This is a genomic window from Aeromonas sp. QDB11, assembly GCF_027705265.1.
In the GTDB taxonomy this organism is placed as follows: domain Bacteria; phylum Pseudomonadota; class Gammaproteobacteria; order Enterobacterales; family Aeromonadaceae; genus Aeromonas; species Aeromonas allosaccharophila.
Genome location: NZ_JAPDBM010000006.1, coordinates 21,818 through 37,852, shown reverse-complemented (window position 1 = coordinate 37,852; position 16,035 = coordinate 21,818). Strand labels below are relative to the sequence as shown.

Here is a 16,035-nt window from a genome sequence, read left to right as displayed (position 1 = left end):
CAGAATCAGATAGATATCAGTGTAGGCAATCTATCTTGCCAAGTCCGGTGCCAACTTGCCAACTCACTGTGCGGCATCGGGCGGGCGGAGAAAAAGCCCTGGCAGAGGTCACAGCCGAGCCTGGCCAGCAAGTGCCAGGTCGCCGCGTCCTCCACCCCTTCTGCCACCGTTTTGAGCCCGAGCTTGCGGGCCAGCTCGATACTGGACTCGATAATGGCCAGGTGCGCCGGATCGGCATGGCAGCGATCGACGAAGGAGCGATCCAGCTTCAGCTCGGTAAAGGGCAGCAGCGCCAGCTGCTGCATCGAGGAGTAGCCGGTGCCAAAATCATCGATGGAGAGGCCAAAGCCGTGCATCCGCAGCCGGGTCAGCACCTCCAGCATGGCACCGATATCACGAATGAAGGCACTCTCGGTCACCTCCAGGGTGATGAGGGCCGGATCCACGCTCCAGTGCCGGCACTGGTCAATCAGGGTCTGGCACAGACTGCCGTCATTGAGGGAGCTGGCACACAGATTGATCGACAATCCGGTTTCCCCCCACAGGTGGGCATCACTCAACGACTTGCCAATGATGATCTCGGTCAGGGGCGCAATCAAGTCGTGCTCTTCCGCCATCGGGATAAAGAGTCCCGGCGAGATGAGTCCATATTCGGGATGCTGCCAGCGAGCCAGCGCCTCCATCCCGGCCCACTGACCCGTGGCAAAGCTCACTTTCGGCTGATACCAGGGCAAGATCTGCTGCTGCTCGATGCCGCGTTTGAGCTGATCGAGATCGATCCTGTGCCCCTCCTCCTGACGGGAGGGCTCCCGGGCGGGAGACCATGACTGAATCAGCTGTGCGAGTTGCCCCGGCCGGGCGGGCTTGTCGAGCCGCCCCAGCACATGCAGGCCATAGGCGGCGCTCATGCGCAGCACCGCCTCGACCACATCTCCCTCCAGCGCGCTGGAGAGGATGATGCCGCCGCGAAAACCCGCCTGCGAGAGACGGCGCAGCAAACCCATGCCATCCATGCCGGGCATCCGCAGGTCACAGAGCAGGATATCGACTCTCTGCTGCTGGCAGAGCGCCAGTGCCTCCACCCCGTCCCGCGCCTCCAGCAGTTGCCGATAGCCCAGGCCGCGGATCTGATGCAACAGCGCCTTGCGTTGAAAGGGGTGATCCTCAGCCACCATGATGACCACTTCATGCTCGCGCTTGTTCATTCAGCCATAATCCTGTCTCGTAGGTAACCCGGTTGATCAGCAGATCAACCTCCTGCCCCAGCACGGCAAACTCATCCAGCTGCTTGAGCCGTGCGGCACTCTCCAGCAGTTCGGCCTGTTCGGCCAGGGCACACTCCCCCACCATGCGGGCGGCCCCCTTGATGCGGTGAGCGATCTCCAGCAACGCGTCCCCGTTGCGGACCGCCAGCGCCGCCATCATCTCTTCGCGATCCAGCAGATTGGAGGCCAGATATTCGCTGGCCATGGCTCTGGCATCCTCTTCATCGCCAAACAGCGCCATCCAGCGGGCAGCCAGCGCCGACGCGCCGATGAGCGGCTCCGGCGTCACGGCTGCGCAGGCTGGCAGCCAATGCACCAGCGTCTGGCGCAGCGCCTCCAGCATATAAGGCTTGATCAGCATGCCGTTCATGCCGGCGGCGACCATGCGGGCCGACGCCTCCTCCGAGGTATCGGCCGTCACCCCGATGATGGGGGCCTGATCGCCGTTGGCCCGCAGGGTGCTGGTCAGGGTATAGCCATCCATCACCGGCATGTGGCAGTCGGTCAGCAACAACGAGAAGGGCTCTGCCTGCCAGGCCTGCAGCGCCTGCTCGCCGTTCTCGACCACCACGCACTCGACCCCCAGGATCCCCAGCTGGCGCTCCAGCAGGGCCCGGTTGACCGGATGGTCATCCGCCACCAGCACCCGACCGACCAACTTGTCGGCATGCGTTGCCATCACCGGATTGACGACCCCGCAGAGCAGCTCGCGGCCACTCTCCAGCAGCAGGTCCGGATAGAGAGGAGAGAGCCCCAGCCGCCACCAGCGCGCCGGGCCCAGCCGGGTGCGCAGCACCTCGTCAGGGGAGAAGACGATCCCCTTGAGCCCGGGCTGCTGCACTCGCTCCAACCAGTTGTGGCCAAGATCGCGCGCCAGCCAGCACTCGTCGGCCAGCAGCAGGCCATTGACCCCCCGAGCCAGCCGGTTGGCATCGATAGGGTGCAATTTGGCACCCAACCGAGTCATCGTCTGTTCCAGCAGGTGGTCGTCACCGAGATACCACCACTCGCTGCCTGCCAGCGCCGGGAGATCCCAGTGGGGGTTGCTCAGCGGAATGGTGAAGCAGAAACTGGCCCCCTCACCGGCCCGGCTATTGAGGCTCAGCGAGCCCCCCATCTTGCGCACCAGTTGATCGCAAATGGCCAATCCCAGCCCGGTGCCGCCATAACGACGATTGATATCGGAGTCGAGCTGCTCGAACGGGGTGAACAGCAGCGCCTGCTTCTCCTCGGCGATCCCGATGCCGGAGTCGGCTACCGTGATGGCGAGCTGCTGATCCCGATACCTGACGCGAATGGCAATCACCCCGCGCTCGGTAAACTTGACCGCATTGTTCAGCAGGTTGGAGACCACCTGCGCCACCCGGATGGCATCGATATCCGCCCGATCCGGCACCTCGCTCTCCCAACTGAACTCGACTTGCAACCCCTTGCCATGGGCCTGGGCGGCATGACCACGAACCGCATCGCAAATCACCGACTGCAACGGGCTCGACTGATAATCCAGATGAAGCTGGCCCGCCTCGATCTTGGAGAAATCGAGGATATCGTTGACCAGATAGAGCAGGTTGTTGGTCGAGGTGACCACGTTGCGCAGCAGATAGCGCTGATCATCGTCCACGTTGCTCATCCGCAGCAGCTCCAGCATGCCGTGCATCCCCGAAATCGGCGTACGAAGCTCATGGCTCATGGTGGCCAGAAAGCGACTGCGGGCCTGCATGGCCTGTTCGGCGCTGGCGCGCGCCTCATGCAACTCATACTGCTGCTGCTTGAGGGCCGTGATGTCCTGCACCATGCCGTTGAGAAGCAGGGTATCCGGCCCTTGCTCCACGAAGCTGCCCCGCACCTGCAGATAGCGTTCGCCACCATAGTGGGGCACCTTGACCTCCCAGTCGATCGGCGTCCGGGTCGGTGCATTGGCGGCAACCCGACTGAAGAACGCCTGCAACACCTCTTCACTGACGCCAAATGTCTTCCACTCGGATCTGGCGGACATCAGGGCCTGGGAAGGCACCCCCAGCGTCTCCCCCGCCCCTTGCGAGACATAGAGAAAACGCCCCTGATCCGAGCGATGCCACAGATACTGATAGACCACGCCGGGCATGCTGTCGGTCATGTCCCGCAGCATGGCTTCCACTTCGCGCACCTTGTCCTCGGCCGCTTTCAGGGCGCTGACATCGGTCAGCACGGTCAATACCCCCTGGATCTCGCCATCTGCCGCCCGGTAGGGCAACTTGACATAGACCACATGGAACTGGGATTCGTCGATCCGTCGGGTATAGCCAGCTCCCTCCAGCCTGACACCGGTCGCCCAGACGCTCTGCTCTTCACGCAGCATCTGCTCCCGCTCCTCGGTCTGCATATAACTCCAGCCATCCCCGCCGGATTCGGCGCCGATAAAGGCCTCCCGATACGCCTTGTTGCAGAGAGTCAGGTTCTGTTGGCGATCTCGCAGTGCCACCATGCTCGGCAAGGAGTCGAGCAGCGTCTGGACAAAGGCCAGCTGCTCGTTGAGCTGCTTTTGGGCCTGTTTTCGCTGATCATTTTGCCGCTGCAGCGTCTGGTTCCAGTGCCAGAAGATGGTAAAGAACACCAGCGCCCCCCCCGCGCAGACCAGAAACCACAGCACTACGGTGCGGGTATCCAGGCCGGTCTGCAGCCGCATCGTCAGCCAACGGGATTCAAGCTTGTCAATCTCGTGCTGGGGGATGGCATAGAGGATCTTGGTCAGGATCTGCTGCAACATGGGGTCGGCAGGGGATACCCCCATGGCGCCGGGAAGACGCAAGTTTTGCCCGGAGTAGACCACCCGATAGCGATCCTCAAAGCCTCGCCCCAGGGCGGCCGGCAGGGTGGTCATGGTAAGCAGCACATAATCGGCGCGCCCCTCATCGAGCAGGCGCAGCAGGCGGCTGTCATCCTTCACCTCCACCGGAATTGCCCCCAGTGAGGCCAACAGCTCCTCGTCAATGGATGCATCCACAATGCCGACCCGCGTACCTCGCACCAATTCGAGGTCGGAGAGATTTTTGCTCTCTCTCCCCCCCACGATGACGCGGTCAACAAACATGTAGTTAGGGGTGTAAATCCCCAGATGCTCGCGCTCTGCCGACGGGCTCATCACCGGAATAAAGTCGATCAGGTGGCTTTTGAGCAAATTCTGGGTCTCTCGCCAGGATTCGGTACGCACCAGCGAGAACTCCAGCCCGGAGTAGCGGCGCAGCAGGGCCACCATATCGGGTACGTAGCCCACCAGCTTGCCACGATAATTGAACTCGCTCATCGAGACCCAGTGCGGCGAGATGCCGTAGCGCAAGATCGGATGCGTGCGCAGCCACGCCTGCTCCTCGGGGGTAAATTTGACCGTGGTGATCTCCCCCGATGCCGTAGTCTGCCCCCCATTGATGGCTTCAAGGATGGGACGCATATCCGTCACCGGCAGCTCGGGCATGACGCGGTTTATCAGACTGGTGAGCCCGGGGTTGTTGCGCAGCATATTGACGGACAGGGAGGAGACCGGCGCCCACTGCGGTTTGACAATCGAAAAACCGGCATTGGGGTTTTGTGCCCGCTCCGACAACAGCGATGGCATATCCGCCAGATAGGCATCCGCCAGCTGTTGCTTGAGCATGAAGGTGGCTTCGCTGCGCCGCTCCACCGCCTTGACCGGCACCAGACCCAGCGCCTCAAGCTGGCCACAGGAGTCGGTCCCGACCATGCAGACCCATTTAAGCTTGCGAGCCTCGTCAAGAGAGAGCCGGGTGAGCGTGCGATTCAGCAGCACCCCCTGCGGAATAAAGAACGGGAAGGGCACCGAGGCTATCTGGTTTTCCCACTGCTCTCCGGGCTGAAAATTGATGATGATATGCACCTTGCCCGCCTGCAACGCGCTCAGCGCCTCGTCATAGGAGGTGAACTCCTTGTAGTGCAGGGGCAAGCCGAGCGCTCTGGCGATCAGTAGCGCCATCTCGGGCACCGGGCCGTTGAACCCCTGTACCGCATCCTTGTAGCTATAAGGGGGCGATCCCATCATCGGCATACCGATGATCAGCTCGTGATGGGCCGCGCTCCACTGACGTTCGGCCTCTGTAAGCGCCAATGGATTAAGCCTCGCTTCAGATTCGCGCTGCCCCAGCACACACCATAGCAGCAGGAATATAAACTGAAATAAACGGCGAGTGCGGCTCATAACCTGAATCCAAAGAAAAGTCGGCCGCAAATAATAGAGATTTTCGCAAAATTCGCGAATGGATATTCGCGCCTTAACTTAACCACAGCTTAATCAAATGAAAATGGCAGACCGGGGTCTGCCATCAAGGCCAAGAAAGGGGCCATACAGGCCCCTTCCATCAGGTTATTCGATTCCCGAGCCGGAAGCCGGTTTGATACTCCCGCTCGCGAACGAGGGAGACCTGACCCTGATACCCTTCCAGCCCGATATCCCTGAGCAGGGCGGGTGACAGATTGACCTGCACGAGACGACGCTCGACCCGGGCAATCCTTCTCTGGACCAGGGATTCAACACTGCGCAGTAAAACCAGTTCGATAGACATGACATTCTCCAGTTGAACATGCGGTTCTCCCGGAGAAAGTGGATATCACCCTGCGGGACGAACCGCGGGTGATAAAAAGACAGGGGTTACCTGTTTACGCCACGCGGTAAAAGAGCACGAGATTTCACGCCGCACGCAGTGCCGCGAGAGAATGCAATATTGAGCATCAGATGTTGCATATTCGTCTCCTTACCGAGCAAAAGTTGAACAGGTTGCAGAAGTCTAAAAAATATCCGAATTTAAAACAAGCCTCCTGCGACTCCTTTTTAAACGTTTTCATGGCATTTTATGCTGCCTGACAAGGGGCAACCCCGGGCATCAAATCCCGGAGAGCAGCCGGTACTCCTCCAGTACATAGGTATCTGTCATGCCGCTGACGTAATCGAGCAGCAGCCGCACCCGGTAATACCACTCCTGCTCGTGCTGGCAGGCAAAGCGCGAGTCCGGGGTGGCGATCGCCAGCCGGTAGGCCTTGAGGTGGCGGGCCGAGAGGCGGTGATAGAGGCGGCGGGCGAAGAAGAGATCCTGACTCCCCTCCCCGGCCAGCAGGCGGGCAAATTGCCGCGCCGGCAGCGCCAACAGGCAGGCATAACTGGTCAGCACCCCGCGCAGCGCCGCATACCCTTCCAGCTCGAGTGCTTCCACCTCGGGGCGCATAAAGACCAGCTCGCGGGCAACCTGTTTGAGGATATCGAGCACCCGCGCCGCCGGCGCCTGACCGTGCAGCAGCGCTTGCGGGTAGGAGCCCTGCAAAATGGCCTGATGTTCGCTGACATAGCTCTGCGCCGCCAGCGCCACCAGATCCCGGGTCAGTTGCTGGCGAAAATGGGGGAAAAAGCCCCGGCCAGAGGCCAGCGCCTCATCCAGCAACACAGCCAGATAGTCGCTTCCATCAGCACGGCGCAACGCCACCAGCAGCTCTGACAGTGTCAGGATCCGCCGATCCACCGCATCTTCCAGATCGGCGATGCAGTAGGAGATGTCGTCCGCCGCCTCCATGATGTAGACCAGCGGATGGCGACAGCCGGGGGCCAGCCCCAGACTCTGGCCGAGGGCGCGGTAGAGCGGCTGCTCGCTGAAGAAGATGCCGCGCTTGCTGCTCCAGCCGTGATGCTGGCCGTAACTCACGCCGGGTTGCGGCTGCTGCGGGTATTTGCACAGCGCCGCCAGCTGCCCGAGCGTCAGGTTGAGTTCGTGCAGGCTGTGCACCAGCCGCAGGCTCTGGGCGTTGCCATCAAACAACTGCAGATCCTGACGCAATTCCGCCCACTGGGCCGAGGGGGGCTGCGCCAGCGCCTGCTGATAGAGGGGATCGAGCATCTCGCCAAGCCACTGGCTCATCACCTGCTCGCCAAAGTGGCCAAACGGCGGGTTGCCCACATCATGGAGCAGGCAGGACATCTCCACCAGATTGATAAAGGCCCCTTCGCAGACCACGCCTGCTGGCAAGGCGGCCAGAATGCGGCGACTGATCTGGCGACCGGTCTCCTGCACCTCCAGCGAATGGGTGAGGCGACTGCGCACCGAGGCCTTCACATCGAGCGGAAAGACCTGGGTTTTCTGCTGCAGACGGCGCACCGGCGCGGCCTGCACGATACGGGCGCGATCCTGCTCGGTCGCCTCCAGCAGATCTTCGTCACCCCAGGAGTGGATGCGCGCGGGGGTAATCAAACGGCTATACATCTTGCAGCTCCTTGCCAGCAACTTCCCTCAGACTCAAGACAACCACCCGCCTCAAGACAACAACCAGCGCCGCAGACGGGCGATATCGCCGGGATATTCGCGGCGCAGCGTCTCAATCCAGTCTTCTACGTTCTCCCACCAGGCGGGGTGATCCGGGCTCTGGATCAGCTGGGCCGTCTGCTGCAGACGGCGCAGGCCGATGGAACCTGCCGCCCCTTTTATCTTGTGGGCCTCCTCCACCACCCCCGCCTGATCCTTGGCAATCATGTTGGAGTCGAGCACCGCCATGTAGTCCGGCATCATCTTCTCGAACAGATCGACGCTGGAGAGCAGCACCGGCTTGCCCACGGTATCGGCGTAATCGGTGAGGAAGGGCAAGTCCAGCAGCGCATCCTGATTGCCCGCATCCGCCTGCTCGTCCGCTTCATCCTCGGCCAGACCGGCAAACAGGTGACCAATCACCTCCCGCACCGCTTTGGAGCCGAGGGGCTTGTTGATCACATCCTGCATGCCGTGATCCCGATAGTACTGGCGATCGCCGGTTGAGTTGGCGGTGAGCGCCACCATGGGCGGCAGGCTGTCGCCATAACGCGCCAGCAGTTGTTCCGCCACATCGAAGCCGGTCATGTCCGGCAGCTGGATATCGAGCAAAATGAGGTCAAAATCATCCGGGTTAGCCATCGCCAGCGCCTGGGTGCCATCCCGTGCCACCTGCACCTGATGACCCAGCTTGTTGAGCAGGGCGCAAGCCACCGTTACGTTGAGCTCCACATCCTCCACCAGCAGGATATCGAGGGAAGGCATCTCCTCTTCCGGCTCGGCCAGCACCGGCTCGGCACAGGCCACTTCCAGTTCGGCGGTGAAGCAGGAGCCCTCGCCCGGATCGCTGTCCACATAGAGCTGACCCCCCATCGCCTGCACCAGCTGACGGGAGACCGCGAGGCCAATGCCGGTGCCGGTGGCGTGCTTCTTGCCCTGCACCTGATAGTACATGGCGAAGATCTTCTCCTGCTGGGCGCGCGGGATACCGACGCCGGTATCCTCCACCTCGAAGTGCAGCGCCAGCTTGCCCGGCTCGTCGGCAGGATGGGCGAGACAGCGCACGGTGACGCCCCCCTCATCGGTAAACTTGACCGCGTTGCCCACCAGATTCCACAACACCTGACGCAGGCGGGTGCCATCGGCCATCACGAATTGCGGCATGTCACCGTCGCGGTCGAAATGCAGATAGAGCCCCTTCTGCTCCGCCTGAATACGCGACAGGGTCTCCAGTTCGTCGAGGAAGGCGGGCAGGTCGATGCGGGTCGGCGCAATTTCGAGGCGACGCCGATCCAGTTTGTCCAAGTCGATGATGTCGTTGAAAATATTGCCAAGGGTCACCGCACTCAGGTGGATGGTCTTGAGCTGCTGGTGCTGCTTGGGATCGAGGGGGGTATCCATCAGCATCCGGCTCAAGCCCACGATGCCGTTGAGCGGGGTGCGCAGCTCGTGGCTGATGGTGGAGATGAAGGTGGTCTTGTCGCGACTCGCCTTCTCCAGCTTGTCCTGATACTGCTTGCGCTCGGTGATGTCGCGGCCAAAGCCGAGCAGACCGAGCCGCTTGCCGAAGCGATCGAAGAAGGGCACCTTGCGCAGCTCGAAATAGGCCTTGCGACCATCGGGATACTCCAGCCACTGCTCGTAGGTGAGCGGCTCGTTGCTGGCGAAGACCTGCCGGTCAGTCTCGACGATCTTGTTGGCGATCTCCTGCTTGTAGACATCGAACGGGGTCAGGCCGATCAGCTCCGCCTCCACTTTGCCGGTCAGCTCCTCCATGGCGCGGTTGCAGCCGGAGAACTGCTCATCCTCGTTACGGTAGTAGACCAGATCGGGAGAGCAGTCGATAAAGGATCGCAACAGGGCGGTGCGCTCCCCCAGATGGAGCTGGGCTTTTTCGCGCTGGAACACCTCGTTCTCCAGATCCTCGATGGCCTGCAGGCGCAGGCTCTCGGCCCGGTTGGTCTCGGCAATCTGGGCGTTGAGGCGACTGATGTTCTCCTGCAACTGGGTATTGAGCTCCAGATCCCGCTCGCGCATATCTTGCAGCTTGCGCACCATGCGCGTCAGCCGCTGGCGGGAGTCCTCCAGCTGATCCACCACGATGGAGAGAAAATAGACGGCCCAGGGGGTCACCAACAGGCCAAAGAACACCGAGCGAACGAAGTCGATCACATCGATATTGCCGCGCAGGAACAGGGTCACCCCCATCTGGATGGCGACCGCCAGCACGATAATGCCCGCCGCAAGAAACATGCTGAATCGCACCAGTCCCAGCTTGGTCATCAGATCGACGTAATATTGCGCCCAGGATTTAATCTGTTTCATCTTGTTGTTTTCCCCCGATATTCGCGGTACAGAATACCAGCACAACAGGGTGAACTCTTCTTTATCTCACCCCGTTGCGTCACGATTCTGTGAGCTGACTGGCGAATGTCGGCAACTTGAACCTCATCTTTTCATCCCGAACGACCGGATCAGGAGAACACTTCGATGCGTCACATCTCTCTGCTGGGCCTTGGCCTGCTTGTCGCCAACAGCGCCCATGCCGATTTGGGGGGCATTCCCAAAGAGTCCGGCTGGTCCGGTTTTCTGCTGGGCGGCATCAATGTCGTCAACTACGAATCCAACTTCTACAGCGGCGATGATGACCACAACACCCTCTCCGGTCTGGGCAGCCCGCAGAGCAGCTCGGCCGTCACGCCGTTGATCAATGCCGATATCCGCTACACCTTTGCCGACACCCGCACCCAGCTTTTTCTCGGCAACCTGATCCAGGATGCCATTCGCTTCGACTTCACCCAGCAACTGGGGCTGCGGCAAGAGCTGGGGGACAAGGGGATTGTCGGCGGCTCGCTGGTGTTCAGCGCCATGCCAACCGAGCAGTGGAGCGATCCATTCGCCGTGGGGGTGGCCCGCAGCTCGACCGACATCAACTCGACCGGCGTGCGGGCAAGCTGGGACAATATCTGGGGCAGCAACTTCAATGGCAGCCTGACCACCCGCAACATCGACGTGGATGAAGAGCGCAGCGGCCAGCAATACGACGCCATCCACCATACCAACTACGCCTCAGCCCTCGATCGCAACGGCAAGATCCACGCCCTCGAACTCTCCTATCAGTGGCGCTTTAGCGGCGGCCACGTGATTGAGCCCGCGCTGATCTATCGCGATGCGGATCTCGACGGACGCGCCCAGCGCTACAAACAGAGCGGCATGCAGCTGACCTATGCCAAGCGGGGCGCCCAGTGGTCATTTGTCAGCAACCTCTACCTCGGCCAGAGCAACTATGACGAGGCCAACCCCCTCTTCGGCCAGTACGCCGATGCCGACGAGTTTGCGGCGAACGCCATCTTCTTCTGGCACAACCTGTTTGGCGTCAGTTCCCTCTCGGCGACCGCCAGCGCGGCGTATGGCAAATCCAGCTCGGATATCAGCTTCTACGATTCACAAGCCACCCGCTTCAGCACCGGCCTGCTCTACAACTTCTGACCCCTGGTACAGCGCAAAAACACAAGGCCACTCGAAAGTGGCCTTGATGTCGTCTGGCTTGCGTCTCAAATCCCGAGGGAGTCGAGCAGATCGTCGTGATCGTTGGCGACCGGGGCCGCAGCCTGAACCGGCTTGGCAGCATCCAGCTTGGTCTGGGCGATCAGCGCATCGGGATCCAGCTCCTCATGCTCCATCCCCTCATTGTGGATGCGGATGAACTCGGTTTTGTCCATCGCCAGCTCCAGATAGAAGATGTTGTTGCGGGCGGTGAAGAAGGTGACGCGGCGGGACTCCGGGCTGTCGAGGTTGGTATCGACGCTCAGCATCACCTGCTTGTTGAGGGCCAGCATCTTCGGCTGGTTCTGGGTGATGTGAGTCTGCAGATCCCGGCCCACCTTGACGGTGAAGCTGCCGACGATCTGGTTCATCAGCTCACCCATCACGTTGCTCACCTCGTCAGAGGTGTGGGAGATGGCGAGATCCTCCTTGGAGAGCCCCATGCTGAGCATGTAGCTCTCGTACAGCTCCATGGCGGCGGCGGCGGAGAAGTTGATCACCACCAGACCGGAAAAACCGCCATCGAACAGCACGAAACAGCCGATATCGGGCTTGAGGCAGGTCTTGCTGATCCGCTGCACCATGCCGGAAAAACGCACCTGACTCATGGTCGCGGCACTCAAAACGTCCGTCACCGAGTTGCACAGGCTGAGCAGCACATCCTCTGTGGTCAATACGGCATCGTCATCGGATCTTGTCACTATCATGGGACCTTCCTGAACTTCGAAAATGGGCTTATCTATACCATAACTCTAACAGATGGCGCGGCCCGGAGACTGAAATAGCGACACGCCTCTCAGTTGACTCCGTTATCAGCAGCCACAGGGGTGAAACCGCTCAGCTTGGCGAGCCGGGCACGCCATGTATCGGCCTGCTGCGCCAAAACTTGTGGCTCGTAAGGCACGGCCGGATGAGCTCCCCAGATGGGGCCGGGCCAGGCGCGATCCGTCGCAAAGCGGGCGACATGGTGAAGGTGGAGTTGCGGCACCAGATTGCCCAACGCCCCTATGTTGATCTTGTCCGGGCTGAGGGCCTGTTCCATCAGGGCGGCGACGGCGCAGGACTCCTGCATCAGCTGTTGCTGCTGCTCCGGCGCCAGATGGTGAATTTCCCGCAAGTTAGCCACTCGCGGTACCAGGATCAGCCAGGGATACTGGCTGTCTTTGGCCAGCAAGACACGGCAGAGGGGCAGATCCCCGAGCCACCGGGTATCTGCCTGCAGGCGTGAATGCAATTCAAACATGAAAACCTCGTTGAGTACGATGAACAGAGCGCCTGAAAAAGGAGTGTCCACGTTACTGCAACGGGCGGAAAACTTAAAGCTGCGGCACGGCCCAACCGATGAAGCGCTTGCGCAGGGCCGGATCGGCCTGCAGGAACAACTGCTGCAACTGCCCTTCCAGCTCGCTGGCTGCCACAACGGGTTGCGCCCCGCTGGCGAGCGTAGCCGTTGGCTGCGCAGCAACGGCGACGGCCGTCAACGCCGCCTTGCCGCCGCTGCGGTTGTATTCAGCCAGTTTGCCGTTCCAATCCACCCCAAGCAGCATGCCGCTGGTCACCAGCGCATCCTGCTGGATGGCAAGCGCCCGGCCATTCTCCTGCAACGCTACCACTGGTGCCTTGGCATACGCCTGCATGCCCCGCTCGTCTCCCGGTACGCTGGCAGTCAGCTGCAAATGTTGATTGCTGCCCTGATAGCGCACCACCTGCGGCTCGGAGCGCACCTGCCGGTCATTCTCGCTGCTGCTGCGACTGGGGATCACCCCCTCGAAGCGCACCAGCAGTTGCTGCTCGCCATCCGCCAGGGTGGCATGCTGCTCATCCTGCAAGGTGCCGTTGCTCACCGCGAGGATGCGAAAATTATCCGGCACCTTCACTTCCACTACGGCCTGCGCACTGCCCGCCGCCAACACTGCACAGAGCAGCACAAACCCGGTCAACCCTCTATTGCTCTTCATTCCCGCTGATCTTCCTGATGCCGATGATGGGCGCAGGGTAGCAGCCGAAGATGACAGAAAAATAACGCCGCTCAGAGCAGGTAGTTGGGCCGCTCGGCAAACCACTGGGCCAGCACCTGCTTGAACAGCCGGATCTTGCGCGGCACCCGTCGCTGCTGGGCATGCAGCACATGGAGCTGATGCAGGCCGCTCTGCCACTCGTCGAGCACCGTCACCAACTCCCCTGCCGTCAGCAGCGATTCCACCAGCATCAGCGGACACTTGGCATAGCCCATACCGGCGCGCGCCAATTGCAACACAGTGCTGTAGTGGTTAGCCCGCACCTTGCCCTGCACCAGAATGTGGGCCTCTTCTCCCTCACGGATAAAGTGCCACTGCTCCCAGGCCGGATTGTGCCCCTGCAACAGGCAGCTGCGCCCGCTCAGCTCATAGGGAGTGGCAGGACGCCCCTCGCGCGCCACCAGTGCGGGGCTCGCCACCACCACATCCTTGAGCCGACCGAGCGGCAGGGCCACCAGATTGTCCGGCACCTCGTTCATGGCGCGCAGGGCGATGTCGTTCTCTCCCTGACTCATGTCGACCATCTGGTTGGTGAAGTTGAGCTCGACTTCAACTCCGGGGCAGAGCGCAGCAAAGCTGGTCAGCAGCTCGCTCACCATGCGATCGCCGGTGCTGACCGGGCAGGTAAAGCGCAGGCGGCCGCCATCCTCTTCGGTCAGCGCCTGAATATCCTGCTCCGCCTGTCGTGCCAGCGCGAAGATCTCCCCCGCCTGCTGATAGAGGGTCTTGCCTGCCTCGGTCAGGCTGAGGCGGCGGGTGGTGCGCTGCAACAGTTGCGCATTGAGGGAGGACTCCAGCGCGCTGACGTGGCGGCTCAGCATCCCCTTGCTCACTCCCAGCGTATCGGCAGCGGCCGAGAAACTGCCGCGCAGCACCACTTCGTAAAAGCTGGCCAGATGGGCGATATTCATCATTAGATCCAATATGGAAACAATGGGTTTATTTTACGCGCTTTTTTGCATTTTCTGTTGCGCTAAAATCGACACATCCCAACCAGGAGTGATGCAGATGAAAATTGTGATTGTGGGTGCCTCCGGCACCGTCGGCTCCGCGGTCAGTGAACTGCTTGCCAAAGATCATCAGGTGATCCGGGTCGGCCACAGCCGTGGCGATGCCACGGTCGACATGCGCGATCCCGCCTCCATCAAGGCGCTGTTCGCCAAGCTGGGCCAGTTCGATGCGCTGGTCGTCGCCAGCGGCAGCGTGGCCTTCAACGGTCTGACCGAGATGAGCGACGAGCAGTGGCAGGTGGGACTGGAGAGCAAGCTGATGGGCCAGATCAACCTGACCCGCGCCGCCATCCCCTATCTGACTGACAAGGGCTCCATCACCCTGATCAGCGGCATCCTGAGCGAGGAGCCAATCAACTGGGGCGTGAGTGCCAGCACTGTCAACGGCGCCATCGATCACTTTGTGAAAGCGGCCGCCTGCGAGCTGCCCAGGGGCCTGTGCATCAATGTGGTGAGCCCCACCGTGCTGGCGGAGTCGATGGACAAATACGCCGACTTCTTCCCGGGCTTCGTGCCGGTGCCCGCCGCCAAGGTGGCGCAGGCTTACAAGAAGTCGGTACTGGGCATCCAGACCGGTCAGGTGTTCAGGGTCAACGGCTGATCGCCGCTCGCTTGCCGCCAGAACCGCAATAAAAACGGGCCCCGTAGCGGGGCCCGTCTGTTTCTCTGCCTATCTCCTTCGCCATCAGCAAACGTTTGTTTGTTGACGACAAAAAAAGAGAGCAACCCTTAGTCGATCAGACCGTACTGCTCGCGCAGCACCTCGATGATCTCCTGCTTGGGATTGGCAGAGCGCACCAGCTTGTGGCCGATGATCTTCTCGGCGATCCCGACGTAGGTGTTGGAGATATCCATCATCACTTCGGTCGGCAGCTTGTTGTCGCGAGCCAGGGCGAAACGTTCCGGCATGCGGTTCTTGTTGAGCAGAATGTCCGGATCCGGGAAGTGGTTCAGCAGCCACTGACGGAAACCCTCTTTGGACTTCTCGACAATCTGACCGTCGCGCAGGGCCGCGCCATCCCAGATACGGGAGCTGTCGGGGGTGCCCACTTCGTCCATGTAGATCAGCTTCTCGTTGCCCGCCGCATCGTGGACGTAACCAAACTCGAACTTGGTATCGACGAAGATCTGATCCAGTGCGGCCAGCGCGTCGCTGATGACGTTGAAGCCCTCTTTGAGCAGCACTTCGTAGCGGTCAATGTCAGCCGGTTTGCTGAAGTTGAAGCCTTTATAGTGACGCTCGATATCGGCACGGGAGACGTTGACGTCATCGGCTTCCGGCACACCATCCAGCCCTTTCAGCACGCCCTTGGTGGACGGGGTGATGAGGATTTCCGGCAGCTTCTGATCCTTTTTGAGCCCTTCCGGCAGGGTGATGCCGCAGAACTCGCGCTCGCCATCCTTGTAGGCACGCCACATGGAGCCGGTGATGTACTGGCGGGCAATTGCCTCGATCATTACCGGACGGGCTTTTTGCACGATCCAGACGAAGGGGTGCGGAATATCCAGAATGTGGCTGTCGGCCAGTCCCTTCTCTTTGAACAGCTTGAACCAGTGGCTGGAGATGGCGTTGAGCGCAGCCCCTTTGCCCGGTACGCCGTTCAGGCCATCCACACCTTGCCAGATGCAATCGAAGGCCGAGATGCGATCGCTGATCACCATGAGGGCGAGGGGCGCATCGGCCGGCACATCATAGCCTTTCTCTTTTATGAGCCGGGCACTGTCTTCGGGGGTCAACCAGTAGACGCTGCGCACTTTGCCGGAATGGACAGGTTTATCGGTACGGATCGGCAAATCGTCATTCACCGCCAATACTTGATCTGCAAGACTCATGGCTAATAACACTTCCTGTTTGTGGGGGGTAAACATCGCGAGTCCCTCACCCGCACGCTCTGTTTGCAACGGGCTGGCAAGGGGGCTC

The 16,035-nt window shown here is 60.9% G+C and carries 12 protein-coding genes; 2 read left to right on the top strand and 10 right to left on the bottom strand.

The window, feature by feature from the left end; all coding sequences use genetic code 11:
- Window positions 1-5: 5 nt before the first annotated feature.
- The 5 genes from OKC40_RS03230 to arcB form a co-directional block, all read right to left on the bottom strand.
- Window positions 6-1,205 carry an EAL domain-containing response regulator gene (locus OKC40_RS03230; protein ID WP_270794062.1) on the bottom strand — a complete coding sequence of 400 codons (1,200 nt, stop codon included), beginning with the start codon at window positions 1,203-1,205 and terminating at the stop codon, window positions 6-8.
- Window positions 1,186-5,454 (bottom strand): ATP-binding protein, encoded by a 4,269-nt coding sequence (locus OKC40_RS03225; protein ID WP_442865886.1) that lies wholly within the window; start codon window positions 5,452-5,454, stop codon window positions 1,186-1,188. The genes OKC40_RS03230 and OKC40_RS03225 overlap by 20 nt, the downstream gene beginning before the upstream one ends.
- Window positions 5,455-5,614: 160 nt before the next feature.
- Window positions 5,615-5,818 (bottom strand): hypothetical protein, encoded by a 204-nt coding sequence (locus tag OKC40_RS03220; protein WP_075113699.1) that lies wholly within the window; start codon window positions 5,816-5,818, stop codon window positions 5,615-5,617.
- A 318-nt stretch (window positions 5,819-6,136) separates the two neighbouring features.
- Complete coding sequence (gene dgt, locus OKC40_RS03215) at window positions 6,137-7,501, bottom strand: dGTPase (RefSeq protein ID WP_270794060.1); 1,365 nt, start codon at window positions 7,499-7,501, stop codon at window positions 6,137-6,139.
- A 51-nt stretch (window positions 7,502-7,552) separates the two neighbouring features.
- Window positions 7,553-9,865 carry an aerobic respiration two-component sensor histidine kinase ArcB gene (arcB, locus tag OKC40_RS03210; protein WP_111808616.1) on the bottom strand — a complete coding sequence of 771 codons (2,313 nt, stop codon included), beginning with the start codon at window positions 9,863-9,865 and terminating at the stop codon, window positions 7,553-7,555.
- A 165-nt stretch (window positions 9,866-10,030) separates the two neighbouring features.
- On the opposite strand from arcB, the gene OKC40_RS03205 reads away from it, so the two are divergent.
- Entirely contained in the window at window positions 10,031-11,029 is a 999-nt protein-coding gene (locus OKC40_RS03205; protein WP_270794059.1) for a DUF2860 family protein, read from the top strand.
- 65 nt (window positions 11,030-11,094) lie between these two features.
- On the opposite strand, the gene OKC40_RS03200 is transcribed toward OKC40_RS03205, so the two are convergent.
- From OKC40_RS03200 to OKC40_RS03185, 4 genes are all read right to left on the bottom strand, one after another.
- Window positions 11,095-11,793 carry a DUF3334 family protein gene (locus OKC40_RS03200; protein ID WP_042656806.1) on the bottom strand — a complete coding sequence of 233 codons (699 nt, stop codon included), beginning with the start codon at window positions 11,791-11,793 and terminating at the stop codon, window positions 11,095-11,097.
- A gap of 89 nt (window positions 11,794-11,882) precedes the next feature.
- Entirely contained in the window at window positions 11,883-12,329 is a 447-nt protein-coding gene (locus OKC40_RS03195) for an HIT domain-containing protein (protein WP_075113695.1), read from the bottom strand.
- 73 nt (window positions 12,330-12,402) lie between these two features.
- On the bottom strand, window positions 12,403-13,044 hold the full coding sequence (locus OKC40_RS03190) for a DUF2057 domain-containing protein (protein WP_270794058.1): 642 nt from the start codon (window positions 13,042-13,044) through the stop codon (window positions 12,403-12,405).
- A gap of 71 nt (window positions 13,045-13,115) precedes the next feature.
- Window positions 13,116-14,015 carry a LysR family transcriptional regulator gene (locus OKC40_RS03185; protein WP_270794057.1) on the bottom strand — a complete coding sequence of 300 codons (900 nt, stop codon included), beginning with the start codon at window positions 14,013-14,015 and terminating at the stop codon, window positions 13,116-13,118.
- Between the two features lie 97 nt (window positions 14,016-14,112).
- On the opposite strand from OKC40_RS03185, the gene OKC40_RS03180 reads away from it, so the two are divergent.
- Entirely contained in the window at window positions 14,113-14,715 is a 603-nt protein-coding gene (locus OKC40_RS03180; protein WP_270794056.1) for a short chain dehydrogenase, read from the top strand.
- A 128-nt stretch (window positions 14,716-14,843) separates the two neighbouring features.
- On the opposite strand, the gene OKC40_RS03175 is transcribed toward OKC40_RS03180, so the two are convergent.
- Window positions 14,844-15,947, bottom strand: a complete 1,104-nt coding sequence (locus tag OKC40_RS03175; RefSeq protein ID WP_042059893.1) for a phosphoribosylaminoimidazolesuccinocarboxamide synthase — start codon at window positions 15,945-15,947, stop codon at window positions 14,844-14,846.
- Between the last annotated feature and the right edge of the window lie 88 nt (window positions 15,948-16,035).

What these genes read in the sequence shown, in the direction of transcription:
- OKC40_RS03230 (WP_270794062.1), bottom strand. Translation starts at nt 1,205, where the DNA reads ATGAACAAGCGCGAGCATGAAGTGGTCATCATGGTGGCTGAGGATCAC.
- OKC40_RS03225 (WP_442865886.1), bottom strand. Translation starts at nt 5,454, where the DNA reads ATGAGCCGCACTCGCCGTTTATTTCAGTTTATATTCCTGCTGCTATGG.
- OKC40_RS03220 (WP_075113699.1), bottom strand. Translation starts at nt 5,818, where the DNA reads ATGTCTATCGAACTGGTTTTACTGCGCAGTGTTGAATCCCTGGTCCAG.
- dgt (WP_270794060.1), bottom strand. Translation starts at nt 7,501, where the DNA reads ATGTATAGCCGTTTGATTACCCCCGCGCGCATCCACTCCTGGGGTGAC.
- arcB (WP_111808616.1), bottom strand. Translation starts at nt 9,865, where the DNA reads ATGAAACAGATTAAATCCTGGGCGCAATATTACGTCGATCTGATGACC.
- OKC40_RS03205 (WP_270794059.1), top strand. Translation starts at nt 10,031, where the DNA reads ATGCGTCACATCTCTCTGCTGGGCCTTGGCCTGCTTGTCGCCAACAGC.
- OKC40_RS03200 (WP_042656806.1), bottom strand. Translation starts at nt 11,793, where the DNA reads ATGATAGTGACAAGATCCGATGACGATGCCGTATTGACCACAGAGGAT.
- OKC40_RS03195 (WP_075113695.1), bottom strand. Translation starts at nt 12,329, where the DNA reads ATGTTTGAATTGCATTCACGCCTGCAGGCAGATACCCGGTGGCTCGGG.
- OKC40_RS03190 (WP_270794058.1), bottom strand. Translation starts at nt 13,044, where the DNA reads ATGAAGAGCAATAGAGGGTTGACCGGGTTTGTGCTGCTCTGTGCAGTG.
- OKC40_RS03185 (WP_270794057.1), bottom strand. Translation starts at nt 14,015, where the DNA reads ATGAATATCGCCCATCTGGCCAGCTTTTACGAAGTGGTGCTGCGCGGC.
- OKC40_RS03180 (WP_270794056.1), top strand. Translation starts at nt 14,113, where the DNA reads ATGAAAATTGTGATTGTGGGTGCCTCCGGCACCGTCGGCTCCGCGGTC.
- OKC40_RS03175 (WP_042059893.1), bottom strand. Translation starts at nt 15,947, where the DNA reads ATGAGTCTTGCAGATCAAGTATTGGCGGTGAATGACGATTTGCCGATC.